This is a genomic window from Rathayibacter agropyri, from assembly GCF_013249015.1.
GTDB lineage: Bacteria > Actinomycetota > Actinomycetes > Actinomycetales > Microbacteriaceae > Rathayibacter > Rathayibacter agropyri.
Genome location: NZ_JABRPL010000009.1, coordinates 1 through 23863, shown reverse-complemented (window position 1 = coordinate 23863; position 23863 = coordinate 1). Strand labels below are relative to the sequence as shown.

Below are 23863 nucleotides of genomic sequence, written 5' to 3'. Positions count from 1 at the left end.
GACTCTGCGGGCCGAAGCCGTTGCTGGATCCGTAAATCGAGTCCGGGTCGGCGGTCAGAGCACGCGGGCGAGCTGCTTCATTGCCGTGAGCGGATCCGGTCCGACCGGCATCAGCACGGCGCTCGCGGCACCGGCGGAATGCAAGCCGGCGATGCGCGCGCGGGCAGAGTCTGGAGTGCCGACGACCGCGAGCCGGTCGACCCACTCGTCAGGGAGATCGCGAGCGAACGCCGCACGGTCGGCGCTCGCGGCGCGGAGCCGAGCGAGGTCGTCCGCGAAGGGCAGGGGCGCGATGTGCGGCACCCAGTCCGGGTCGCCGATCCCTTCGAGTGCGGGGCGGACGGCGTCCCTCGCGCGGGACGGATCGTCGCCGACCGCCGCGACGTTGTAGGCGACCACCCTGCCGGGCGTGCCCATTCGCTCTCGGGCCTGGGTCAGGTACTCCGGAGTCACCGGCTCGGCGAGGACCGCGCCGTCGGCGACCCGGCCCGCCAGTTCGAGCGACTTCGGGCCGCGGACGCCGGCGAGCAGCGGCGGGACGACGCGGGGCGGCGATTCAAGCGCAAGATTGTCGATGTGCACGTAGCGGCCAGAGCGGCTGATCCGCTCGCCCAGGAGCAGCGAGCGGATTGCGTCGAACTGCTCTTCGAGCAGGGTCAGCGGGCTCTGCGGCCAGATGCCGAGGCGGCGCATCCAGTGCGGCATGCCGTGGCCGATCCCGGCGTGGACACGAGTGGGGAAGAGTTCGGCGAGGGTGCCGAGTTCCATTGCCGTGAAAGCCGGCGTCCTCGCGGCGGCGGGGAGGATGCCGATCCCGACGACGATCCGCTCGGTGGCGGCGAGGACGGCTGCGGCTTGGGCGATGCCGCCGCGGAAACCGAGGTCTTCGACGAGCCACAACTCATCGAAGCCGAGCTGCTCGGCAAGGCGGGCGTAGGGCAGCACCTCGGAGGCGGGCAGGTCGCGGGGGAGCAGGACGCCGACAGCGGCATCCGTGGTGGAGGCGAGCATCCGACCAGCGTAGAACGTGACGCTGGCGGGGGTCTCGAGGCCGATCAGAGCCTCGAGACCCCCGCCAGGGTTAGTCGGCGGACGACTCGCTCAGCTGCACCTGCTCGGGGCGGCCGCTCGAGACGACCTCGATCCTCCGCGGGCGCGCTCTCTCGCTGACGGGGATCGTCACCGAGAGCACGCCGTTGTCGTAGGAGGCGGAAATGCGCTCGGTGTCGACGCCCTGTCCGAGGCTGAGCTGGCGAACGAAGGTCGCCGACTGCCGCTCGCGCGTGATCCAGGTGACGTCATCTCCGCCCGCGACGGTGCGCTGGGCCCGGATGGTCAGCAGCTGCCCGTCGACATCGACATCGACCGAGCCCGGGTCGATCCCGGGCAGGTCGGCGGTGAGGACGTAGTGGTCGCCGTCGCGGTAGAGGTCGATCGGCATGCGGCGTGGGCCCTGGCCCGCTCCCAGCAAAGCGGAGGCGACACGGTCGAGTTCACGGATGGGGTCGTAGGTGATGGCCATTGAGATCACTCCATTCAGTCGTGCAACGAAGAGTTCCTTGGGTTGAGCCGAGACGGCTCAACTACGTCAAGATTAGCACTCGACCGGAAGGAGTGCCAACGGATAATGCCCTCGATCCGGTAACTTCGTTACTCGGTCGTAACAAAGCTTGGCAATCGAGTTCGTAGGGTCGACTCTGTGCGTGAACCGATCCGGTTCCCAGAGAACGTGAGTAAGGACATCGATTGCCGATTCACCTGTCCCACCGTCCACTCGTCCGCCGCGCTGAGAAGCGCATCCTCGTAGGCTTGACCATCCTCGGAGTCGCCGCCACGGCCGCTTTCGCCACGTCCGGAGCGACCGCCGCTCCTCTTACAGCCGGAGCGTCCATCGTCGGGGGACTCACCAGCCCCGAAAGCTTCGACGACGGTGATTACGTCGTCACCCTCGTTGAACCCTCCGCGGCCACCTACCAGGGCGGCGACGCCCGGTTCGCCCGCACCGCTCCGACGCCTGGCGGGCAACTGGAGGCCGATTCCGCTGCGGTCGACGACTACGCCTCACACCTGGAGCAGCGTCAGGAGGACGTCGCAGCCACGGTCGATGCGGCGGTCGACTACCACTACACCGTTGCTCTCAACGGCTTTTCGGCCGCGCTCTCCGGCGACCAGGCCGGCGAGCTCGCGAGCCGGAAGGATGTCGCGCAGGTCCGGAAGGTCGAAAATCTGAAGGTCGATCGGGTGGCGGAGGCGTCCCCGCTCGCCCCAGTGGCGGGCATCCCCGTCCCCTACACCGGGCAGCAGCGCTCGACCGACTTCCTCGGCCTTGAGGGCGAGAACGGCGTCTGGCAGAAACTGGGCGGCATCGATAGCGCGGGGTCGGGCATCGTCGTCGGCGTGATCGACTCCGGCATCGCTCCCGAGAACCCCTCTTTCGAGGGCGCTCCGCTGGCGACATCGCCTGGAGCGGTGCCGTACACCGACGGCGCGGACGTCACCTTCCGTAAGTCGGACGGCACCTCCTTCGTGGGTTCTTGCTCGCCCGGCCTGCCCTCCTCCGAGCAGTGGGACGGCGATGAGTGCAACCAGAAGCTAATCGGTGCGCGCTGGTTCCTCGGCGGCGAGAAGGTCGGTTCGACGGATAACCCGGAGTACCGCTCGCCCCGCGACGCGGACGGACACGGCTCGCACACCGCGAGCACGGCGGCCGGTAACGCCGGCGTCGAGGCGAGCGTCGACGGCTACGACTACGGCACGATCTCGGGTATCGCGCCGGCCGCCAAAGTCGCCGCGTACAAGGTCTGTTGGAACGGGGACGAGCCCGGCACCGATGACGACGACTTCTGTTCCGGAGCGGGAATTCTCGCCGCTATCGACGCGGCGGTCTCGGACGGAGTCGACGTGATCAACTTCTCGATCGGCGGCGGCTCGGCCACCTCGACCCTGACGGCCATCGACGAGGCGTTCCTCAATGCCGCCTCCGCGGGCGTCTTCGTCGCTGCCTCCGCGGGCAATTCCGGTGCCGGCGCCTCCACGCTCGACCACGCGTCGCCGTGGTACACCACCGTCGCAGCGTCCTCCATCCCGACCTACACGGCGACCGCCACTCTCGGCGACGGCCAGGCTTTCGTCGGCGGCTCGATCTCCGTCCACGACGACGTCACGGGTCGGCTCGTGAACAGCGCCGATGTGGTTCGCTCGGGAGCCGAGAACCCGGCGATCTGCCAGACCGGCACCCTCGACCCCGACAAGGTGAAGGGCACGATCGTCGCCTGTACCGCGGGCGTCACGGCCCGCGTCTCGAAGTCGGCCGAGGTCGAGCGGGCGGGCGGCATCGGGATGCTGCTCCTCAACCCGACTCCGAATGCTCTGCACGTTGATGACCACTCGGTGCCCAGCGTCCAGATCGACTCGCAGGCGTACGACGCGATCACCAGCTACGCCGGGACCTCCGGCGCCACAGTTACGCTCTCCAAGGGCAACTCGACCGGCACCGTGATTCCCGTTCCCCAGGTCGCCGGCTTCTCGTCCCGCGGTCCCGCGGAGGCGGACGGCGCCGATGTGCTCAAGCCCGACCTCACGGCGCCCGGCGTTGCGATCCTGGCGGACAGCTTCAATGCCGAGGGCGACGACCCCGCCTTCGCCTTCGAGTCGGGTACGTCGATGTCGTCGCCGCACGTCGCGGGACTCGCCGCCCTGATTCTCGGCGCTGCTCCCAAGACTTCGCCGGCGGTGGTGAAGTCGGCCATGATGACCTCCGCCTACGACAGCGTTGACCAGTCGGGGGCTGCCTCCGAGGACGTCTTTGCACAGGGCGCCGGGCACGTCGATCCGGCTGCCTTCCTCGACCCTGGGCTGGTGTACGAGAGCGGCACGAGCGACTGGATCGCGTTCCTGAAGGGTGCGGGATACGTCTTCCCATCAAGTCCGTCGATCGACCCGATCACCGCGATCGATCCGTCCGACCTCAACCAGGCGTCCGTCGCCATCGGTGCGCTCGCCGGAACGCAGACGGTGACGCGCACGGTGACGTCGACCGGCCCGGGCACCTACACCGCGTCGGTCGACGGGATGGCTGGGATCGACACCGTCGTGTCGCCATCCACCCTCACCTTCACGGAAGCGGGGCAGACCGCCAAGTACACGGTCTCCTTCACCACGGGGGATGCTCCGCTCAACAAGTTCGCCGCAGGGTACCTGACCTGGGCGAGCGCCCAGCACGACGTTCGCAGCCCGATCGCGGTGCGTCCGGTCCTCCTGGATGCTCCGTACGAGGTCTCCGGGTCGGGCTCGACCGGAACCACCGCCGTCACGGTCATTCCCGGCATTGACGGTTCGCTGCCGCTCTCCGCGAGCGGTCTCACCGAGGGAGTCCTCGCCGAGGGCGACACGGCGCAGGATGGTCATTCGGCTGTTCTGCCGGTTGGCGAGTCTCTCGTGGCCACGGTTGATGTCCCCGAGGGTGCGACGTTTGCGCGCTTTGACCTCGATTCGCTGGACGACGCGGCCGACCTCGACCTCACGGTCGCACTGAAGGGCAGCACCACGACCTTCACGTCGGCGACCGGAGCAGCCGACGAGCGTGTCGATATTGCCGACCCCAAGGCCGGGACCTACACGGTGACTGCCGACGTCTACTCGGTACCCGAGGGCTCCGCGACGTCGACCTTCGACCTGCGCAGCTTCGTGATCGACCCGGAGGAGAAACTCGGTTCGCTGAGCACCACTCCGTCGGCGATCGCCGCGGTTCAGGGCGTGCCGACCGACTACACGGTCTCGTGGTCGAACCTCGCCGGTCCGGCGCGGTACCTCGGCCGCATCGCCTACACGGATTCGGGTCTCGCGACTCTGGTGAGTGTCGATGTCACCGAGGCGGTCACGCCGGCGCCGACTGGGACTCCGGAACCGACTGCGACGCCCGAGCCGACCGGCAGCCCTGAGCCCACCGCGACTCCCACTGCTGGCCCGCCCGCAGGCCCGGGCGCGCCCACCGTGTCGCCGCCACCGGGACCGGGTTCGCCCGGTTCGGGCTCGGGCGGGCTGCCCTTCACGGGGTTTGACGGCGGCCTCCTGGGAGCCCTCGCCCTGGCCCTGCTCGGCTCGGGTGCCGTGATCATCGGCCTCCGACGCCGCACCCTGGCTCAGCGCGAGGAGGGCGCTGCGGAGTAGCCCTCCACGACCGCCTCCGACGGCCGTCCTGCTCGCTCCTTGGGGAGCAGCGGGGCGGCCGTCCGCCATTCCCGGGCAGGGATGCGCGTCGGCGACTCGCCTTTCGGTGGCACCGCGCTCGCACTCGGATCAGAGCGAGCGGCGCCCCTGGACGACGCCCGAGACGACGGCGAGGACGCCGAAGACCACTGCGACGATCGGCTGCCCCAGATCGAACCAGGCGAGCGCGGCGGCTCCCATCAGGAGCAGCTCGATCAATGCGCGGCCATAGACGTCGATCGCGAGGACCGCGCGAGGCGAGAGGAAGAGCGCCCAGATCAGGGCAGCCAGTACCGGAGCGCCGATGCCGGCGGCGATGCTCCACGGGACGTCCCAGGCGGCGAAGCCCCAGACGGCGAACGTCACGAGGGCTGCAAGCTCCAGAAGGAAGTGCAGGATCGCGTTGGGTCCGACTCCGCTGTCGGCCGCCGCATCCGCTCGTGCTCGATTCACGCCGACCATGCTATCCGGCGCGATCAGCGGAAAATGATGGTGCGGGCGCCGTCCAGCAGAACCCTATCCTCGGTGAACCATTTCACCGCCTGGGTGAGGGTGCGGCTCTCCTCGTCCTGTCCGATCGCGACGAGCTGCGCAACCGAGTGCGAGTGGTCGACGCGGACGACGTTCTGCTCGATGATCGGGCCTTCGTCGAGATCGCTGGTCACGAAGTGGGCCGTCGCGCCGATGAGCTTGACGCCGCGCGCATGCGCCTGCTTGTAAGGGTTGGCGCCCTTGAATCCCGGCAAGAAGGAATGGTGGATGTTGATTGCTCGGCCTGCGAGCCGTGCGCAGAGCTCGGGCGAGAGTATTTGCATGTAGCGGGCGAGGACCACGAGCTCGATGTCGTGCTTCTCGACGACCTCGCCTATGCGCTCCTCGAATGCCCGCTTCGACTCGGGCGAGACGACGGGGTGCGACTCGAAGGGGACGCCATAGAACTCGGCGAGCTCGCGCAGGCTCCCGTGGTTCGAGAGGATCAGCGGCACATCCACCGCGAGTTGACCCGCGCGCTGGCGGAACAGCAGGTCGTTCACGCAGTGCGCGGCGGTGGAGGCGAGAACCAGAGTCCGGAGCGGCCGGTCGACGACATCGAGACGCCAGGTCATCCCGTAGTGCTCGGTGATCGGCAGCAGTGCGGCGGCGAACTCCTCGCGCGTGATGGGCGACTCGACCTGCAGGCGCATGAAGAAGCGCCCGGTGTCCGCGCTCGAGAACTGCTGGCTTTCGGTGATGTTGCCGCGGGCCTGGACGACCGCGCCGGAGACCGCGTGCACGATCCCGGGCAGATCGCGGCAGGCGAAGGTCAGCGTCCAGTGATTGCTGTTCTCCCGCTCGCCGACCCGGGCGGCGTCGTCACCCGCGTGCGCGGGCCGGTCGGAGGCGGACACGGCGGTCTCGGGCTGCATCCGCTCAGGATAACGGTGGCGGGAGGCGGCGCTCACCGGTCAGTCGAGCGCGATCGGGATCGCGAGGGCGGGACCGCTCTCGCCGTTGGGGAGGGGATTGCGCAGGACGAGGAAGGGGAGGCCGGGGTCGGACATGCCCCCGATATCGGGAAGCTCGACGGTGGGGAGAAGGAACGGCGGGGCGGGAATTGGCGCGGAGGTCGGCGGAGCGTCGCCAGCCGGCGGGCTTAACTCGGGCGGGTCGGACTCAGGCGGTGCCAATTGGTTCGGGCTGGAAGATGGTCCGGGGGTGTCGGCCGGCGCCGGGGCTGGTGCCGCAACTGGAGTTGGTGCTGGTGCTGGTGCTGGTGCTGGTGCTGGTGCTGGTGCGGGAGCTGGTGCTGGTGCTGGTGCTGGCGCGGGTGCCGGAGCTGGCGCCGGAACCGGAGCCGCGGATGGGCCCCCAGCGGGCGGAGTCCCCGGGCGCGGCGTCGGGTGCGACCTTGGCGCTGGTCCGCGAGGGGGTGACCCCGGAGTAGTGGCCGCCGCGGGCGGCGTGGACGTCGAGGAGACCGGTGCAGCCGGGTCAGCTCGAGGGGTCCGGGCGGGCGTCGTCCCCAGGACGGTGGGCGGCATCGATTCCGGCTGCGATTCCGGGGCGGAAGCGACAGGCGCCGCTGCGGCTCCTTCTCCTGAGTCCTGCTGCTCCGGTGGCCGCGGTGCAACGCCTGATCCCGCTGAGGGAGTCGTTCCTCGGCCGCCTTCGGCGCTGTCGCCGTTTCCGGAGCCGCCTTCCGCGGAACCGCTCACCGCGGAGGCCGTGGCCCCCGCGGTCGCCGCTCCCGTGTCCGTAGTAGGCGCGTCCGTGGCAGGCGCGGCGCTGTCCGTCGTCGCCGGAGTCGCACCCGTGCTGTCCGCCGCGGACGGCTGCGGCTCGCCAGCATCCGCTGATGGTGGCAGCGGCGTCTCAGCATCCGTCGCAGGCGCCTCTTCGGAGACGGCAATCGTCGCCCAAGGAGCGGCGGGCAGGAGTGCCGCGACGCCGATCACGCTGACGAGTACGAAGCCCGCCGCTACCGCCCCGACCGTGACCGGTCCCGCACCTGCGAGCGCGTGCCCACGCAGTGTGCGCGCTCCACTGCGCCCCGCGGACGCGACGGCGGTCGACGCGGGCTCCGCGCTCCGACCTGCCCACGCCGCAGCACCGGCAACGCCCGCGACCAGCGGAAGCAGCACGGTGGCGAGCCTGCGTCCCGCGCTTTCCGCCTCGTCCAGCGCCGCGGCGCACGACGCGCACTCGGCGAGGTGCGTGCGCACGCGCAGCCGATCGCGGGCGGACAGTCTGCCCCGGGCATGCGCGCCGGCTTGCTCGAGCACCCATCGGCACTCGCCACTCGCCGCCGCATCCCTCACATGCTCCCGGATCCAGGCGACGCGTAATCCCTCGCGGGCGCGCACGCTCAGGGCGGCAACCGCGTTGGCTCGCAGCCCCAGCAGCGGCGCGGCCTCGGTGGGGGAGAGACTTTCCACCTCCGTGTACCAGAGGACCTCCTGCCACCGCGCAGGCAGCGCCCGGAACGCTCGCGCGCCGAGGTCGCGCTCGAGCGCGGCGAGGGCTTGCTCCTCGGGGTCGGGACCGTCGGCCACCAACTCACCGTCGCCCTCATCGAGGGGCTGCTCGCGGCGGCGGAGGTGCGCCCAGGAGGAGGCGACGTTGCGGATCGCCGTGAAGAAGTAGGGGCGGAAGGCTCCCTCGGGTCCGCCTCCGCGCTCCACGGCGCCGAGCACGCGGAGGAACGCCTCCGAAACGAGGTCATCGGGATCGGCGCCGCTGGTGAAGGCGCGTGCGACCGTGCGCCCGGCCGGTGCGTGACGGCGCCAGAGTTCGGCTGTCGCATTCGAGCGGCCCTGGCGGACCAACGACAGCAGCTCGGAATCGCCCGCAGAGTGCACCGAGGCGGGGCGGTGATTGCCGATCGTCCCGGCCATGGCGCTCCCTCCTGTGTCCCGCGAGGAGACGGTTGCGAGCGATCGTTGCACAGACCTTCTCCTGCGTCAGCGCGATCGACTTCCCGCGCCACGCGCCCCTCGTTGCTAGAGTAATCGCGCTGCGACTGGCGTTCGGATGGGTGACCATCAGGGAGCGGCACCTTCCTCCGGAGCACTCCTCCGGACACTTTTCCCGCCGCACGCCTGGGCTGGAACGGATACCGTAGTTCGGGTCGCCCGCACGAGCCGAGTCGCTTCGCTGCGACCTCCCGGGCCCCTTCCGTTTCCCAGTCAAGGAGCGTCCGTGTCCCCTTCCTCTGCCCCGAGCACCGATCTCGCCGCGTCGTTCAATGAGCCCGTCTCGGTCGTTGACCCCGAGATCGCTGCCGTCCTCCAGCAGGAACTCGACCGCCAGCGCGGCTACCTTGAGATGATCGCGAGCGAGAACTTCGTGCCACGTGCCGTCCTCGAGTCGCAGGGCTCTGTCCTCACCAACAAGTACGCCGAGGGTTACCCGGGCCGCCGCTACTACGGCGGCTGCGAATTCGTTGATGTCGCCGAGCAGCTCGCGATCGACCGAGCGAAGGCGCTCTTCGGCGCCGAGTTCGCCAACGTCCAGCCGCACTCGGGCGCGACCGCCAACGCGGCGGCGCTCGCCGCGCTGATCCAGCCCGGCGACACCATTCTGGGCCTCGAGCTGGCGCACGGCGGGCACCTCACGCACGGCATGAAGCTGAACTTTTCGGGCAAGCTCTACAACGCCACCTCCTACGGCGTCGACCCGCAGACCTTCCGGATCGACATGGACGCCGTCCGCGAGAAGGCCCTCGAGGTCCGCCCGCAGGTACTCATCGCCGGCTGGTCTGCCTACCCGCGCCACCTCGACTTCGAGGCGTTCCGCGCTATCGCAGATGAGGTGGGCGCCAAGCTCTGGGTCGATATGGCGCACTTCGCCGGCCTCGTCGCCGCCGGGCTGCACCCATCACCGGTGCCGCATGCCGACGTCGTCACCTCGACAGTGCACAAGACCCTCGCCGGTCCGCGCTCGGGCCTCATCCTGGCCAAGCAGGAGTACGCGAAGAAGCTCAACTCGGCCGTGTTCCCCGGGCAACAAGGCGGACCACTGATGCACGTGATCGCCGCGAAGGCGACCGCGTTCAAGCTCGCCGGCGGGGCCGAATTCGCGGACCGCCAGGCGCGGACCATCCGGGGCGCGCAGATCCTCGCGGAGCGCCTGACCGCGGCCGATACGAAGGCCGAGGGCATCGACGTGCTCACCGGCGGCACCGACGTGCACTTGGTGCTGGCCGACCTGCGGAACTCGCCGCTCGACGGCCAGCAGGCCGAGGACCGCCTCCACGAGGTCGGTATCACGGTGAACCGCAACGCGGTGCCGTTCGACCCCCGCCCGCCGATGGTCACGTCGGGCCTGCGGATCGGGACGCCCGCGCTCGCGACCCGCGGCTTCGGCGACGCCGAGTTCACCGAGGTCGCCGACGTCATTGCCGAGGCGCTCAAGCCCTCGGCCGATCTCGAGGCGCTACGCACTCGCGTTGCTCGCCTCACCGACAACTTCCCGCTGTACCCCGGGCTGTAGTCGATCCGCTGCACCACCCGCGCGGCGGAGGCGGGGCACGCCCCTCCCTCCGCCGCGCCTAGACCAAGGAGCCCGACATGACGGCACAGGTACTCGACGGAGTCGCCACTGCGGCAGCAGTGAAGGCGGAGATCGCCGAGCGCGTCGCCGCACTGCGCGAGCGGGGCGTCGTGCCCGGACTCGGCACCCTGCTCGTCGGCGACGATCCAGCCTCGCGCTCGTACGTCGCGGGCAAGCACCGTGACTGTGCCGAGGTCGGGATCGAGTCGATCCGCGTCGACCTGCCCGCAACGGCGTCGGCGGACGATATCCGCACGGCCATCCTCGGGTTGAACCAGTCGGAGTCGGTGACGGGCTACATCATTCAGCTGCCGCTGCCCACGGGCATCGACGAGAACGCGATGCTGGAGCTGATGGACCCCGATAAGGACGCCGATGGCTTGCACCCGACGAATCTCGGTCGCCTTGTTCTCGGCGTCGAGGGCGAGCTCGACAGCCCGCTGCCGTGCACGCCGAACGGCATCGTCGAGATGCTTCGGCGCCACGGCATCCCGACGGCGGGAAAGCACGTGGTCGTCGTCGGTCGCGGTCTCACGGTCGGTCGCCCGCTCGGCCTGCTGCTCACCCGAAAGGGCCTCGACGCCACCGTCACGCTCACGCACTCGCGTACCGCCGACCTCGCTACGGAGGTGCGCCGCGCGGACATCGTCGTCGCGGCGGTCGGCGTGCCTGGACTGATCGCCGCCGACTGGGTGAAGCCTGGTGCGGCAGTCCTCGACGTGGGGATCACCCGGGTGGACAACCCCGACACCGGGCGCGCGAAGCTCACCGGCGACGTCGCTCCAGGAGTGGCCGAGGTCGCGGGCTGGTTGTCGCCGGTCCCCGGTGGTGTTGGCCCCATGACCCGCGCAATGCTGATCCACAACGTCGTCACTGCGGCTGAGCGCGCTCTGCGCTGACTCTCGCTCTCGTTCGCATGCGTTCGGGCACCATCTCGTCGGATCCCCGGTAGCGTTGTCCAGCGCTCTCGCATCCCCCCAACGTGGGACGCGTCCAAGGAGCGCGACCCACGAGGAGAATCCATGCGCACCGTCACCGCCTACGCCGCCCCCTCCGCAACCGAGCCGCTCATCCCCACCACGATCGAGCGTCGGGACGTCGGACCGCAGGACATCCTGATCGAGATCGCGTATGCCGGCATCTGCCACTCCGATATCCACACGGTGCGCGGCGAGTGGGGACCGGTGCAGTACCCGCTCACTGTTGGGCACGAGATCGTCGGCATCGTCACCGAGGTCGGCACCGAGGTGACCAAGCACTCCATCGGCGACCGCGTCGGCGTCGGCTGCATGGTCAACTCCTGTCGCGAGTGCGAGAACTGCCTCGCCGGTGAGGAGCAGTACTGCCTGCAGGGCAACACCGGCACCTACGCCTCGGTCGATCGCGACGGCAGCATCACGCAGGGCGGGTACTCCACCCACATCGTCGTCGTCGAGGACTTCGTGCTGCGCGTCCCCGAATCGATCCCCTACGAGGCCGCCGCGCCCTTGCTCTGCGCGGGCATCACCACCTACTCGCCGCTGTCGCACTGGGAGGCGGGCCCCGGTAAGCAGGTTGCGGTCGTCGGCCTCGGCGGGCTCGGTCACATGGCCGTGAAGTTCGCGCACGCGATGGGGGCTGAGGTCACCGTCCTCTCGCAGACGCTGAGCAAGAAGGAGGACGGCCTCCGCCTCGGTGCCGACCACTACTTCGCGACGAAGGACGAGGCGACGTTCACCGAGCTGGCGAACACTTTCGATCTCATCATCAACACGGTGAGCGCTCCACTCGACCTCGACGCCTACCTCGGTCTTCTCCGCCGCAACGGAACAATGGTCAACGTTGGTGCCCCGGCCGAGCCGCTGCCGCTGCACGTCTTCACGCTGTTCGGCGCTCGTCGTTCGTTCGCGGGCTCAGGCATCGGAGGCATCCGCGAGACCCAGGAGATGCTCGACTTCTGCGCCGAGAAGGGCATCGCGAGCGAGGTCGAGGTCGTGTCGGCCTCGCAGATCACCGAGGCGTACGAGCGCGTGCTCGCCTCGGATGTGCGCTACCGCTTCGTGATCGACGCCTCGACCTTCGAGCGCTGAGCGGTCCCTGGCGCTAGCCTCTGCGGCAGAAGTGATCGTCAGGGCGGGTGAGTCAGAGCACGCGCCCCGCGCCGTCGGCCGCGGTCACCAGGAACAGCTCGGGAGTCGCGAAGCCCTTCTCCGCGAAGGCGGCCAGGACCGCCGCCCGGACGTCCTCCTCCTTATCGACCGGCGTCAGGGCGATCGCGGAGCCGCCGAAGCCACCCCCGGTCATCCGTGCGCCGAGTGCGCCCGCGCCGCGTGAGGCCTCGACCGCGGTGTCGAGCTCGGGTATCGAGATTTCGAAGTCGTCGCGGAGCGACACGTGCCCGGCGTCGAGCAACGTGCCGATCGCGCGCGGGCCGTGCTCGCGGAGAGTGCGCACGGTGGTGAGGACGCGGGCGTCCTCGGTCACGACGTGCTTCACCCGTCGGTAGGTGACGTCATCGAGATGTTCCTGCGCGCGCGGCAGATCGTCGACCGAGAGTTCCCGCAGGGAGTCGACTCCCAGCGTCGAGGCGCCGAGTTCGCAGGACGCACGACGCTCGGCGTAACCGCCCGTAGCGTGCGCGTGCTCAACCCGGGTGTCGATGACCAGCAGGACGAGTCCCGCCTCCTCGAACCCCAGCGGGATCACCTCGGTGTCGAGGCTGCGGCAGTCGAGGAAGACCGCGGCGTCGCGCTTGCCGAACAGGGACGCGGACTCGTCCATGATCCCGGTCGGAGCGCCGACGGCGACGTTCTCGGCCCGTCGACCTACCCGGGCCAGCGTTGCGCGGTCGAGGTCGAGGCCCCAGAGCTCGTTCAAGGCGACCGCCATCGCGCACATCAGCGCGGCCGAACTCGAGAGCCCGGCGCCCACGGGCACGTCCGAGTCAACGAACGCGTCAAAGCCGGTGTGCTCGGAGAGGGCGACACCGTACTCGGTGAGCGCCCAGACGACGCCGAGCGGATACGCCGACCAGCCAGATAACGCGTCCGGGCGAAGTTCGTCGAGGGAGACCTCGATGACGTCGGGGGAGAAGGCGCTCCCGATCCGGATCGTCCGGTCCTCGCGGCGGGCAACCGCCATAGCCGTGGCGCGGTCGATCGCGAACGGGAAGACGAAGCCGTCGTTGTAATCGGTGTGCTCGCCGATCAGGTTCACCCGGCCGGGACCGGCCCATACTCCGGCCGAGGGGCGACCGTACGCGCGCTGGAAGTGGTCGCCGGCGCGGCGAGCGACGGCGATGAGGGAGGCGGAGGCGACGGTCATCGGTTGTCCTCGGCAATGCCGGCGGTGGGCGTGGCGGGCGTGGTGGCGCCGTCGGACAGCGCGGGGTCGCTGTGTGCGGCGAAAGGCAGCTCCGCATCGGGCCGGCGGGCGATCTCGGTCCCGAGGAGCGCGGCGTCGGCCCGCTCGATCGCGGCGCGCAGGGCCGCGGCACTCGCCTCGGGGGGAATGTCGCCGATCCACGCTCCCATCGCCGCCTCGCTGCCCGCGAGGAACTTCAGCTTTGCTTCGGCTCGGCGCGGGGAGGTGATCTGGAGCATCAGGCGCACCTCGTCGCGGCGCTCGTGCACGGGGGCCTGGTGCCAGGCAGCGATGTAGGGCGTCGGGGTGTCGTACAGAGCGTCGATACCGCGCAGCAGCCGCTGGTACAGACGGGCGAGCTCGTCGCGCTCCTGTGGTGTGGTCGCCGCGAGGTCAGGTACCTGGCGGTGCGGCAGCAGGTGCACCTCGATGGGCCAGCGCGCGGCGAAGGGTACGAAGGCGGTGAAGTGCTCGCCTCGGAGGAGGACGCGCTCGCCGGCCTGCTCAAAGGCGAGTACGTCGGCGAACATCGAAGGCCCGTAGGAATCGAGCGACGCGAGGAGCCGTGTGGTGCGGGGCGTGATGTAGGGGTAGGAGTAGATCTGCCCGTGCGGGTGGTGCAGCGTGACTCCGATCGCCTCACCGCGGTTCTCAAACGGGAAGACCTGCTGAACGCCCGGCAGCGCCGAGAGGGCGCCGACCCGGTCGGCCCAGGCCTCGACCACCGTCCGTGCGCGAGAGGCGCTCAGCGTGGCGATGGATCCCTCGTATTCCGGGCTGAAGCAGACGACCTCGCAGCGGCCGACGCTGGTCAGCGTGCGACCCAAGCCGAGGGTCCGCAGGTCGTCGAGGGAGGCGGGCGCCTCCGCGTCTTCGAGCAGCGGCCCGAAAGAGGGGGAGCGGTTCTCGAAGACGGCGACGTCGTAGCGGCTGGGCACTTCGGACGGGTTGTCCGGTGAGGCCGGAGCTAGCGGGTCGAGTTTAGCGGGCGGCAGGAACGCGCGATTCTGCCGGGAGGCGGCGATCGACACCCACTCCCCGCTGAGAACGTCCTGGCGCATTCGGGCGGTGGCGGGGCGGGGATCGAGGTCACGGGCGTCGGCTGAGCGCTCGGCGGGGAGCGTCGTGTCGGCGTCGTCGTAGTAGACGAGCTCGCGGCCGTCGGCCAGCGTGTGCGGGCGCTTGATGACGCCGGCGGAGAGGGGAATCGCTTCGTTCATGGCAGGAGCAAGACTAGGGCTGCACCTTCAAAAACGAAACCCAATTTTCTCTTTGACAAGTCATGCTCGGCAGACCACCATGGCTGGATGAAAACGGGCGGCGACCAGAACGCGGGTTCGGCGTCCGAGCGGCGACTGCGCATCCGCCTGCTCACCGAGCGCTCGGGCTTCGTCGCCGTGACGGCGCTCGCCGACCGGCTCGGCGTCTCCGTGGTGACGGTCCGCTCGGACCTTGCCGTCCTCGCCGGTGAAGGAGCCGTGCAGCGCGTGCGAGGCGGCGCGATTCCCGTCGTGCAGCGCCCCGGCGAGCGCTCGCTCGAGGAGGGCCTGAGCGCGGCCTCCGACGAGAAAGCCGCGATCGGGCGGGAGGCCGCCGCGTCCGTTTCCTCCGGTCAGAGCGTCATCCTCGACGTCGGTACGACTCCGCTCGCCATCGCGCACGCCCTCGTCGAGAGGGAAGACCTGACCGGCGTCACCGTCATCACCAACGGCCTGTCGACGGCCCTGGCCCTCGAGCCGGCGATTCCGCGCTTCACCGTGGTCGTCACCGGCGGCACTCTCCGCCCGCTGCAGCACTCGCTTGTCGAGCCGCTCGCCTCAGAGATGTTCGAGCGCCTGCACGCCGACGTCGCCTTCATCGGCTGCACCGGCGTGCATCCCGAGGCGGGCGTGACGAATGTGAACCTCCCCGAGGCGACCTTGAAGCGCCGGATGCTGCACGCGGCGACGCGCCGAGTGGTCGTCGCCGACTCGCGCAAGCTCGGCGTTGTCGATCTCGGCCGGGTCGCTGCCGCCGATGAGTTCGACCGGCTCCTCACCGGCGCCGGCGCCGACGACGAGTTCGTGTCCCGGCTGGAGGAGTCGGGCCTCGCCGTCACTCGCTGCGGCACCGTGAGCGAGCGCGCCAGTCCGTAGGATTCAGAGATGGCCGACTTCACTCCCGCCCCCGCCACCGGGCGCCAGTTCTCGCTCGACCTCAGCGCAGAGGGACGCAGCCTCCACGCCGTCGTGACGGAGGTGGCAGCGGGGCTGCGTCACCTCTCCGTTGACGGAGTCGAGATCACCGCGTCCTATCCCGAGAGCATCGTCCCGCCGTTCGGCTCGGGAATCGTGCTCGTCCCCTGGCCCAACCGGGTCAAGGACGGCCGCTGGCATCACCGCGGTGAGACGCTCCAACTCGCCATCACCGAGCCGAAATACCACAACGCCATCCACGGATTGCTGGTCAGCACCCCCTACCGCCTCATCGATCAGGGCACCTCCTTCGTCGAGCTCGCGGCGGCGGTCGTGCCCCAGTCGGGCTACCCGTTCCACCTCGAGACCTCGGTCCGTTACGAGCTACAGGCCGATGGTCTGAGGGTCGTGCACCACGTCGTGAATGTCGGAGCGGACGAGGCCCCGGTCGCGATCGGCACGCACCCCTTCCTCGCCATCGGTGACGTCCCCACCGACGAACTCGAGATCACCGTGGACGCTGCCGTGCACATCGAGGTCGACGAGCGCCTCAACCCCACCGGTCAGAGCCCGGTCGAGGGCACCGAGTGGGACCTGCGCGGAGGCCGCCGCATCGGCGACCTCGAACTCGACGATGCCTGGGCCGACGTGCGGATGGTCGACGGCGAGAGCGTGCACGGACTCAGCGCCGCCGACGGCCGCCGCGTGCTCCTCTGGGCCGACGCGTCGCACAACTTCATCCAGGTCTTCATCACCCGGATCTTCCCCGACGGCGACGACGTGAAGACCGCGATCGCGGTCGAGCCGATGACCGCCCCGGCCGGGGCTCTCACCAGTGGGCAGGGCCTGCGCTGGCTGGAGCCGGGCGAGCACTGGACGGTCGCCTGGGGCATCCGCCACGAGGGGTTCCCCGCCGCATCATGACGACCCTGGAGGCGGTCGGGCGAGACGATGAGGCGAAGCGCGTTGCCCTCGTCCGGATGAAACGGCTCGCGACGGGATTGCTCGTCGTGATGGCGATCGTGTTCGCGATCTCCTTCGCGCTGCAGGAGCGCTACCCGTGGTTCCAGTGGGTGCGCGCTGCGAGCGAGGGCGGCATGGTCGGCGCGCTCGCCGACTGGTTCGCGGTGACGGCGCTGTTCCGGCGGCCGCTGGGCCTGCCGATCCCGCACACGGCGATCATCCCGACGAAAAAGGACGAGATCGGCGCGAGTCTCGCCCTGTTCGTCGAAGAGAACTTCCTTCGCGGCGCCATCGTCCGCGAGAAGCTCGATTCGTTCGGGATCGCCCGTCGTGCCGGCCTCTGGTTGGCCGAGCCCGAGAATGCGCACCGTGTGGGCGGCGAGAGCGCGGCCGCCGTCCGCTCGGCGATTGCTCTGCTCGACGATTCGGATGTGCAGCGCGTGATCGAGGCACTCGCGCGGCGCCACCTCCTCGATCCGCAGTGGGGTCCGCCGCTGGGTTCGCTGGTGGGCAGCGTGGTCGACGCTGGGCACCACCGCCGCCTGGTCGACACGCTGGTCGAGCAGGCGGAGGGGTGGCTCGTTGCGAACCCGCAGAGCTTCACCCGGATGGTCAGCGGACGGCTGCCAAGCTGGCTGCCCTCCGCGGTGAGCCGCGCGGTCGACGAGCGGCTCTATCACGAGGCGCTCGTCTTCGTCGCGTCCGTCCGCGACGACCAGGGGCACCCGTTTCGGATCGCGATTGACGGCTACCTCGCCACCCTCGCGCAGGATCTCGGCACCGATCCCGACCTGATCGCGCGCGTCGAGGAGATTAAAAACCGCGCCTTCGACAGCCCGCGCGTGCGCGAACTCGCGGGCGACGCCTGGGAGGCGACGAAGGCCTCCCTCTTGGGCGCGATGGACGACCCGGAGAGCCCGCTGCGCGGCAGCATTGAGTCGATCGTGGTCGACCTCGGCCGCCGCCTCTCGACCGATGCGGGCCTCGCGGCGACCGTCGACTCCTGGATCGGATCGGTCGCGGCCAACCTCGTCGATCGGTATCGCACCGACATCGCCAGCATCATCGGCGACACCATCCACCGCTGGGACCCGCGAGAGACGTCCGAGAAGCTCGAGTTGCAGGTCGGTAAAGATCTCCAGTTCATTCGGATCAACGGCACCGTCGTCGGCTCACTGGCCGGCCTGGTGATCTTCACCGTCGCACACGCGCTGCTCGGCCCCTGAGGCGGGTGACGAGCGGGCTGCGGGAGCCGACTCCGCAAGCCCTCGTCGGTGTCGGTCGTCGGGCGTAGCGTCGCAGCATGAGCGATGACAACACCACCGATCCCGATGTCAAGACCGAGGGCGATGTCCTCGGCGCCCGTGCCGATGACGGCAGCGACACCAGTGCCAGCAAGGACCCCTCTGATTGGGTGACCGGAGACGAGCCGATGACCGGCCCGCAGCGCAGCTACCTCGATACCCTTGCCCGCGAGGCGGGCGAGACGCTCCCGGCCGACCTCACCAAGGCGCAGGCCTCTGAGCACATCGACCGCTTGCAGTCCTCGACCGGGCGTGGCAACGGCAGTAACGGCCACGACTGAACTCTGTCGTGGCGGGGCGCGGCAGGGCTGAGCATCAGTCCAGTGCCGCGCCCCCGTCTGGGGCGCGCAGAGGTGCGCAATTCGTGTTTAGCGTTCGATCATGGCGATTTCCCGTACCGCGCACACCGCACTCGACCTCATTGATGCGCTCCGTGTCCCCGGTCGGATCGACCCCCATCTGGCTCGGCAGGTCACCCTCTCGCTCCGTCATCTCCTCGAAGCCGGTGCCTTCGGCCCGAGTGAGCGCCTGTGGCGGCGCCGCTCGCGGAGGTTGCGTTCAGGGTTCACCGTCCGTGCGCCGAAGAGACAAGTCTTGGGACGCTCGCGCACCACGATTCGCCAGCGGCCCTGAGCCCGTGTCTCCTCGGGACCGTGCGGTCCGGTCTCAGCAACTGGCCGGAACCTGCTCGCTTCGAAATGTCCAGCCCTGTCCGACGACTTGCCCGGACACGGAGCCATCGACGTACCAGATGTAGTGCCCGTAATAGCGGGAGTCGAAGTGGATCTCCCAGGTGCCCGTCACTCGAGTCGACTGCTTGGAGACCCAAACGTTGACGGCGGAGTGAGCCCCGACGTCCTGCCGGATCTCGTCACCCCTGGCGTCAGTCCAGAGCCACTGGTGCTGGACAGTATTCGAGACGCCGGCTTCGAATGCTTCGCCGAGCTTCGTTCTCGCATTTACTTCGACGCCCCAGGTGTTCGTCGTCCCGCTGAGTGCGTCGTAGCGTATTACCCGCGTGGAGTTGAAAGAGGAGCAGTTGGTGCTCGAACCTGCCAGCTGTGGGGCGCTTTGGAATATCTCCGTACGGCGCGGATGGAAGACGCAGGAATCAGGGGATCCCCTGTTACAGAGTTCAAGGAGCTGAGTGACGGTCGGTTGATCGTTGGCGCTCGCGGGTGCGGCGCCTGTGACGATCACTGGCACAGCGAGGACGACAGCGAGGGTGGCACGGAGAAGTCGCTTCATCATCAACTCAGCCCCACCACAACGGCCTGATCATCCATAAAACTCCCTATATCGGGGACGTCGGAGGTGTACGGCCCCTCCCGCGACCCATCATTTCGGTAGAGCCACACCCAGCAGCCCGACCAGGCTTGGACGGAGCTGACCTGCGCGCGCAATTCGTTGCCGAGGGCCAGGAGCCAGTCCACGCGGTTGTTCTTCGGGCAGAAGGTCGGTACCCAGACGGTCAATTCGCGGCCCTGGAACCCCTTCTGGCTGTAGATTCTCGCTCCGATGACATCTGTCGGCTGTCTCACCGCTTCGCTGCCCGAGCATGAGTACTCGAGCGTCGTCATCGAATAGTCGCAGGAAGAATCGTCGGCCCTGGCTGAAGGCACGGGAAGGAACTCCGCCGACAAGAGGCAGCAGCCCAGAACCCCTCCGACTATACGCACTTTCACGCTGATTCCCATAATGACTCCCACATCTGTGCTGATTTTCAGTCTGTGTCGAAACCTTAGGTTGAGTAGCAATGGTTAATCTTCCACACTCACGGGAGATTCGGACCATTCTCAATGGAATCTCAGGCCGTCTCGGTTGATTCAAAGAGCCCCACGGTGCTCCTTGTTCACCTTCTCAGTCGCCGTTATTGGGCCACGTGTTTGTGACTTAATTAGCAATAGTCACGTCCCTCTGTCGGGGCACATGGGAGCAGGCGCCAGAGGCGCGTACCTGAGTGTCGCCTCAGTCGCGTGTCCGTTCCTGGGACAGACAGCGGCGGCCTCGCCGTCTAGAGTTCCAGCATCCGGTCCTCCGGATGCCGCCCATTCCAGGCCCGCCGACAACCGGTGTCCTGCCGGCTCGGGTCCGGCGCCCATTCGCCTGGCGAATGCTGCCCTTGCCCCCGCGCTCCCTCCCGCCGTCGTGAAGGAACCCCCGATGTCGAGTCGCCCCCCGCACACCGCCTCCACCGTCCGCCTCGTCCGCTGGTACCGGGTCGACTCCGACTGGCTCTCCGAGGTGGTCACCGGCCGCCTCGTTGATCACCACGGTGGCCGCTGGCGCCTTCTCGTCGGCGAGAGACCCCGCGACTACCCCGACGCGGTGTGGGCGCTCTGCCACGAGTGACGGCGGGCGGCGCCGCTCGCGCTCTTGTGCCGATCTGCTGAGTTCTCCATCCCTTTCGCTAGACCGTTGTGCAGCGTGGGAGTCAAGGGGACGATCTGTCGAGGCTGGGCGCGCGGTGGCTATGAATCCAGGGCTTATGAGAATCCAGGGCTTATGAGATTCCAGGGCTTATGAGTAGCATCTGACCGTGTTCATGAGTGCGCCCCGCGGCCTCGCTGGTAATGACGCCCGCGCCGAGCGAAGGTTGATGCTTGACCGCGAGCCCTCAGTTGCTCCGCTCAGCGCTTGGCGGGAGGGGCTGCTCGCACGGCGTTCTCCGAAGAATCCGGACGTCGCGGTGCCCCATTTTGATCCCGCTGAGGCGGGCGTTCATGCTCGCGTTCTCGTGCTATTGGAATCCCCGGGACCCAGAGCGGACGAGGAAGCCGGTTCGGGTTTCGTCTCGGTCGATAACAGGGATGCAACCGCTGCAACGGCCTGGAGGCTCCGCAATGAGGCGGGTCTTCATGACCATACGGTGCTGTGGAATATCGTCCCCTGGTACCTGGGCTCGGTTCGGGCACCGAATGCGTCAGAGACCCAGCAGGGTGCGCTGGAGCTCCGTCGATTGCTGCCGCTGTTGCCTGAGCTTCGCGTCGTGATTACTTCCGGCACTCAGCCGACCGAGGGGTGGGTGAAGTACGTTGCGCCCTTCTTCGTGGGCGGTCTGACGGTCATCAATTCGTGGCACCCGAGTCAGCGTTCAATGAACCAGCCGGGGAAGCGCGACCATCTCCTCCGCGCCTTCGAGCGAGCCGCACAGCTCGCTGAGTAGCCGAGCTTCGAGGCGGGACAGTTGCGACCCGCGGCCTGGGCTTCCACGCCGTCAAGGGGTGGGACCTCCGGGCTCGAACCGACGACCCACGGAGTGGTCGGAGCGAGATTTCGCAACAACTTTGGAGGCGCTCGACCCCGGAACCACGGGCCGAACTCATACCGGGACAGTGCTCCGGGTCGCCCTCCGTTGCGAGCCCGTGCCGACGTCCTGTGTCATCGGGGGTGCTGTGCCTGGGGTAGTCGGCGATCGTGCGAGCGGAGTCGTCGAGGGCCGTTGCAACGTGCTTCCGCAATGAGTGGAACGGGGTCACCGGCGCATCGAGTCGGTCGCGGTGCTCGCGCCAGTCCTTGAGTGGGTTCGACGGGTCCCGCCGCTTGAGGAGCACGGAGGGGAACGCAGCGTCGTCATTACGTCATTATTCGCCGACGCATCGCTTGACCACGGCACTGTCCAGTGCTGCTGGCAGGGGGCGCAGGCGCCTCTTATGCCGGTCAGAGCGCTCGGCGTATCAGTGCACGAGGTTCGGCACATGACACTGACAGCGCGAGCAGTAGAGGGGATCGCTCGGAGCCAATCGTTCCGAGGTCCTCTGGCTCCGGTCGTGATGATCGAGGGCGACGAGCGTCTCGTGCCCGGCAGCGCCGAGACGATTGTTGATGCGCACATCGCCACTGAACAGGCCCGTGCTGGGGCGTTGACACGACTCGCGCGGGCCGAGTCCGCAGCGGTCATCGGTGGGAGCAGCGGTGCGCAGGTCCTCTCGATCGGCGGTCTTGCCGCTGGCGTCTCCCTCCTCGTCAACGGGTTCCCAGCGGAGTCGCAGTTCGGCTTTGTCCCGGCGGTCGTCAGTTCGATCGCGCTTGTCGTTCCTGCTGTGAGGGGCAGCAAGGTCGACTAGCTACTGAGCGGCCTCGAGCCACCGCCCGGCGCAAGGCAGAGTCCGAGGATGACGAGGTCGCTGCGATCGTCATCGCAGAGGTGGCTATCTACATCGGCCGCCAGGCGTGCACCATCTCCGGGTCCCTTGACGCTAGTTATTTCACGGGCGCCGTCAACGCGTCGCCCTCCGTCCTGATCGCCACGCCTGCCTGACCCGCCGGCACGGAGACGCCCCCCCCGTTCGCTTCGGCGGGAGGTGGGGCGTCTGTCGTCATTCAGGCGCGGGCACCGGTGAGGAACCGCGTCCCCGGGATCCGCAGCAGGACCAGCCCGAGCAGCCACGGCAGGACGAGTGCCGCGGCGAACACGATGATCGGGTCGATACGGAGGGCGCTGAGCACTGCAGCATGCGTGAGGATGACGACCAGGCCAGCCGCGGCGAGCATCGTGACCGCCTTCGACACGCGCTCGCCGGCCCGCTCGAACGCCTTCTCGCCGAGCAGGATGAGCCCGCCGGAAATGCAGATCGCGGCGACGACGCTGAGCACCGGGGTGCCGAACTCGGAGGACTTAATATTCACGGGCTCCGCGAGCCGAGTGGCCACCAGGATGATGCCGACCATGAGCGCGGTGACACCGACGAGCACAGGCCGCCGCGGGCTCCATACCTTCAGCCCGTAACCGGCGAGTACAAAGATCAGCGCCGGGATCGCCGTCCCCGCCGCCCACGGCACCGCGGCCACGACCTCGGGCGAGATGTACGCGACGACGAGTCCGACGACAGCGATCGCCGTCGGGACCCACAGGGGGAACCGCTGCAGTAGCCGCAGCACGACGCCCGCCGTGAACAGGCACGTCACGAACCAGAACGCGGAGAACGGGCGGCCGAGGTACGACCCGCCGAGCAGGAACCGGTACACGCCGTCAGCAGTGAACGGCCACCCTCGGGCGACCAGCGAGGCGGCGAGCAGGGCGCCGATGATGAGGAGCCACGAGACGTAGGGGAGCAGCAGCGTGCGAAGGCGGGTGCGCACGTCCGGCCCGAACTCGCGCTTCCGCGTCCAGAGACGCCCGGAGAGCATGAAGTAAAGCGGCACGTGCCAGGGGTAGACGAGCCACCGGGATTCCTCCGTCGTCCAGACGTGTCCCGCGACGATAGCCACGAACCCCACAATTCGGACGGCGTCTAGCCCTATCTGTTATTTCACGGAGGTGAAACTAACATAGTTCAAGATGTTGAATATACGGCCGTTACATATCGGGCGAATCGCACCCGATAACCCGAACAATCCGGCGCTTCCGACCGGGGTCGACCCCGCGGCGAAGCTCGGGAGTGATGTCGGCTCTGCCCACATGTGAGTCGTGCGAAGTTGCGCCGATGTGCCCGCTGGCCGAAACAAGCAAGGATGGCCTATCGGCGCTGCCCGACCGTGCCGAAGGTGTCGGCTCTCGCGGCCGAGATGGGAGCGTTGTCGGTGGCCCTGCTTGACGCCGATCGCGGGTGACTGCGCCGCGCTATGTCCGCCGCCAAGCGGTCGAGCCGGTTCGGACGAAATCCCGTCTGACCGGCTCTTACGCTGGTGGGCCCCGTCGGGCTCGAACCGACGACCCGCGGATTAAAAGACGGCCGTCGAGGGGTAACCGAGCCGCACCGAGCCAGACCGGTGCACACCGCCGAGGGCTGAGATTCCCGCGTAAGTGCTGGGATCCGCCTCACCTTAGAGCGTTATTCATAAGGTCTGATTCGGGTGTGTCGCTCAGAGGCATCGGCTTCCCGTTTGAGAGAATAGAAG

General features: G+C 68.6%; 22 protein-coding genes and 1 riboswitch. Of the genes, 12 read left to right on the top strand and 10 right to left on the bottom strand.

All coding sequences use genetic code 11. The annotated features are described in order from the left end of the window. Positions 1-54: 54 nt before the first annotated feature. Both HRF29_RS14095 and HRF29_RS14090 read right to left on the bottom strand, forming a co-directional pair. A complete protein-coding gene (locus tag HRF29_RS14095; protein WP_173249481.1) occupies positions 55-1011 on the bottom strand; it encodes an LLM class flavin-dependent oxidoreductase in 957 nt (318 codons plus the stop codon). A gap of 70 nt (positions 1012-1081) precedes the next feature. Beyond that, complete coding sequence (locus HRF29_RS14090) at positions 1082-1522, bottom strand: Hsp20/alpha crystallin family protein (protein ID WP_173249480.1); 441 nt, start codon at positions 1520-1522, stop codon at positions 1082-1084. A gap of 287 nt (positions 1523-1809) precedes the next feature. Between HRF29_RS14090 and HRF29_RS14085 the strand changes: the two genes are divergently transcribed. Beyond that, positions 1810-5169, top strand: coding sequence for a S8 family serine peptidase (locus HRF29_RS14085; RefSeq protein WP_173249479.1), 3360 nt, complete (start codon positions 1810-1812; stop codon positions 5167-5169). A 129-nt stretch (positions 5170-5298) separates the two neighbouring features. Here HRF29_RS14085 and HRF29_RS14080 read toward each other — a convergent pair whose 3' ends face one another. Genes HRF29_RS14080 through HRF29_RS14070 form a run of 3 tightly spaced genes read right to left on the bottom strand, consistent with a single transcriptional unit; the run spans position 5299 to position 8582 of the window. After that, entirely contained in the window at positions 5299-5661 is a 363-nt protein-coding gene (locus HRF29_RS14080; protein ID WP_343043756.1) for a YrdB family protein, read from the bottom strand. Positions 5662-5684: 23 nt separating this feature from the next. Beyond that, the gene (purU, locus tag HRF29_RS14075) at positions 5685-6614 is read right to left on the bottom strand and encodes a formyltetrahydrofolate deformylase (RefSeq protein WP_173249477.1); all 930 of its coding nucleotides are present in this window, start codon (positions 6612-6614) and stop codon (positions 5685-5687) included. Between the two features lie 39 nt (positions 6615-6653). Beyond that, on the bottom strand, positions 6654-8582 hold the full coding sequence (locus HRF29_RS14070; protein ID WP_173249476.1) for a sigma-70 family RNA polymerase sigma factor: 1929 nt from the start codon (positions 8580-8582) through the stop codon (positions 6654-6656). A 111-nt stretch (positions 8583-8693) separates the two neighbouring features. Then, positions 8694-8799, top strand: a riboswitch (ZMP/ZTP riboswitch). Positions 8800-8886: 87 nt separating this feature from the next. Here HRF29_RS14070 and glyA point away from each other — a divergent pair. The 3 genes from glyA to HRF29_RS14055 all read left to right on the top strand — a co-directional run bounded on the left by glyA (position 8887) and on the right by HRF29_RS14055 (position 12308). Beyond that, positions 8887-10179 carry a serine hydroxymethyltransferase gene (gene glyA, locus HRF29_RS14065; RefSeq protein ID WP_173249475.1) on the top strand — a complete coding sequence of 431 codons (1293 nt, stop codon included), beginning with the start codon at positions 8887-8889 and terminating at the stop codon, positions 10177-10179. A gap of 77 nt (positions 10180-10256) precedes the next feature. Then, the gene (locus tag HRF29_RS14060) at positions 10257-11138 is read left to right on the top strand and encodes a bifunctional methylenetetrahydrofolate dehydrogenase/methenyltetrahydrofolate cyclohydrolase (protein WP_173249474.1); all 882 of its coding nucleotides are present in this window, start codon (positions 10257-10259) and stop codon (positions 11136-11138) included. 123 nt (positions 11139-11261) lie between these two features. Continuing rightward, the gene (locus HRF29_RS14055; protein WP_173249473.1) at positions 11262-12308 is read left to right on the top strand and encodes an NAD(P)-dependent alcohol dehydrogenase; all 1047 of its coding nucleotides are present in this window, start codon (positions 11262-11264) and stop codon (positions 12306-12308) included. Positions 12309-12360: 52 nt separating this feature from the next. On the opposite strand, the gene galK is transcribed toward HRF29_RS14055, so the two are convergent. Then, complete coding sequence (gene galK / locus HRF29_RS14050) at positions 12361-13542, bottom strand: galactokinase (RefSeq protein ID WP_173249472.1); 1182 nt, start codon at positions 13540-13542, stop codon at positions 12361-12363. Then, the gene (gene galT / locus HRF29_RS14045; protein WP_173249471.1) at positions 13539-14801 is read right to left on the bottom strand and encodes a galactose-1-phosphate uridylyltransferase; all 1263 of its coding nucleotides are present in this window, start codon (positions 14799-14801) and stop codon (positions 13539-13541) included. The genes galK and galT overlap by 4 nt, the downstream gene beginning before the upstream one ends. A gap of 87 nt (positions 14802-14888) precedes the next feature. Here galT and HRF29_RS14040 point away from each other — a divergent pair, with 87 nt between their 5' ends. The 5 genes from HRF29_RS14040 (at position 14889) to HRF29_RS14020 (ending at position 18655) form a co-directional block, all read left to right on the top strand. Further along, positions 14889-15716 (top strand): DeoR/GlpR family DNA-binding transcription regulator, encoded by an 828-nt coding sequence (locus HRF29_RS14040; protein WP_173249470.1) that lies wholly within the window; start codon positions 14889-14891, stop codon positions 15714-15716. 9 nt (positions 15717-15725) lie between these two features. Next, a complete protein-coding gene (locus tag HRF29_RS14035; RefSeq protein WP_173249469.1) occupies positions 15726-16679 on the top strand; it encodes an aldose 1-epimerase family protein in 954 nt (317 codons plus the stop codon). Beyond that, positions 16676-17944: a DUF445 domain-containing protein gene (locus HRF29_RS14030; RefSeq protein ID WP_173249468.1), complete on the top strand. Its 1269-nt coding sequence runs from the start codon at positions 16676-16678 to the stop codon at positions 17942-17944. Before HRF29_RS14035 ends, HRF29_RS14030 begins: the two co-directional genes overlap by 4 nt. A gap of 77 nt (positions 17945-18021) precedes the next feature. Then, positions 18022-18303 (top strand): DUF3072 domain-containing protein, encoded by a 282-nt coding sequence (locus HRF29_RS14025; RefSeq protein WP_173249467.1) that lies wholly within the window; start codon positions 18022-18024, stop codon positions 18301-18303. Between the two features lie 100 nt (positions 18304-18403). Continuing rightward, entirely contained in the window at positions 18404-18655 is a 252-nt protein-coding gene (locus HRF29_RS14020) for a hypothetical protein (RefSeq protein ID WP_173249466.1), read from the top strand. Between the two features lie 33 nt (positions 18656-18688). On the opposite strand, the gene HRF29_RS14015 is transcribed toward HRF29_RS14020, so the two are convergent. After that, positions 18689-19273, bottom strand: coding sequence for a hypothetical protein (locus tag HRF29_RS14015; protein ID WP_173249465.1), 585 nt, complete (start codon positions 19271-19273; stop codon positions 18689-18691). Further along, positions 19273-19719, bottom strand: coding sequence for a hypothetical protein (locus HRF29_RS14010; RefSeq protein WP_173249464.1), 447 nt, complete (start codon positions 19717-19719; stop codon positions 19273-19275). The genes HRF29_RS14015 and HRF29_RS14010 overlap by 1 nt, the downstream gene beginning before the upstream one ends. Positions 19720-20185: 466 nt before the next feature. On the opposite strand from HRF29_RS14010, the gene HRF29_RS14005 reads away from it, so the two are divergent. The 3 genes from HRF29_RS14005 to HRF29_RS13995 all read left to right on the top strand — a co-directional run bounded on the left by HRF29_RS14005 (position 20186) and on the right by HRF29_RS13995 (position 22089). After that, positions 20186-20374 (top strand): hypothetical protein, encoded by a 189-nt coding sequence (locus HRF29_RS14005; RefSeq protein WP_173249463.1) that lies wholly within the window; start codon positions 20186-20188, stop codon positions 20372-20374. Positions 20375-20567: 193 nt separating this feature from the next. After that, on the top strand, positions 20568-21188 hold the full coding sequence (locus HRF29_RS14000; protein ID WP_343043755.1) for a uracil-DNA glycosylase family protein: 621 nt from the start codon (positions 20568-20570) through the stop codon (positions 21186-21188). A gap of 532 nt (positions 21189-21720) precedes the next feature. After that, complete coding sequence (locus HRF29_RS13995; RefSeq protein ID WP_173249462.1) at positions 21721-22089, top strand: hypothetical protein; 369 nt, start codon at positions 21721-21723, stop codon at positions 22087-22089. A gap of 256 nt (positions 22090-22345) precedes the next feature. On the opposite strand, the gene HRF29_RS13990 is transcribed toward HRF29_RS13995, so the two are convergent. After that, positions 22346-23266, bottom strand: a complete 921-nt coding sequence (locus HRF29_RS13990) for an acyltransferase family protein (RefSeq protein ID WP_343043757.1) — start codon at positions 23264-23266, stop codon at positions 22346-22348. Positions 23267-23863 lie beyond the last annotated feature (597 nt).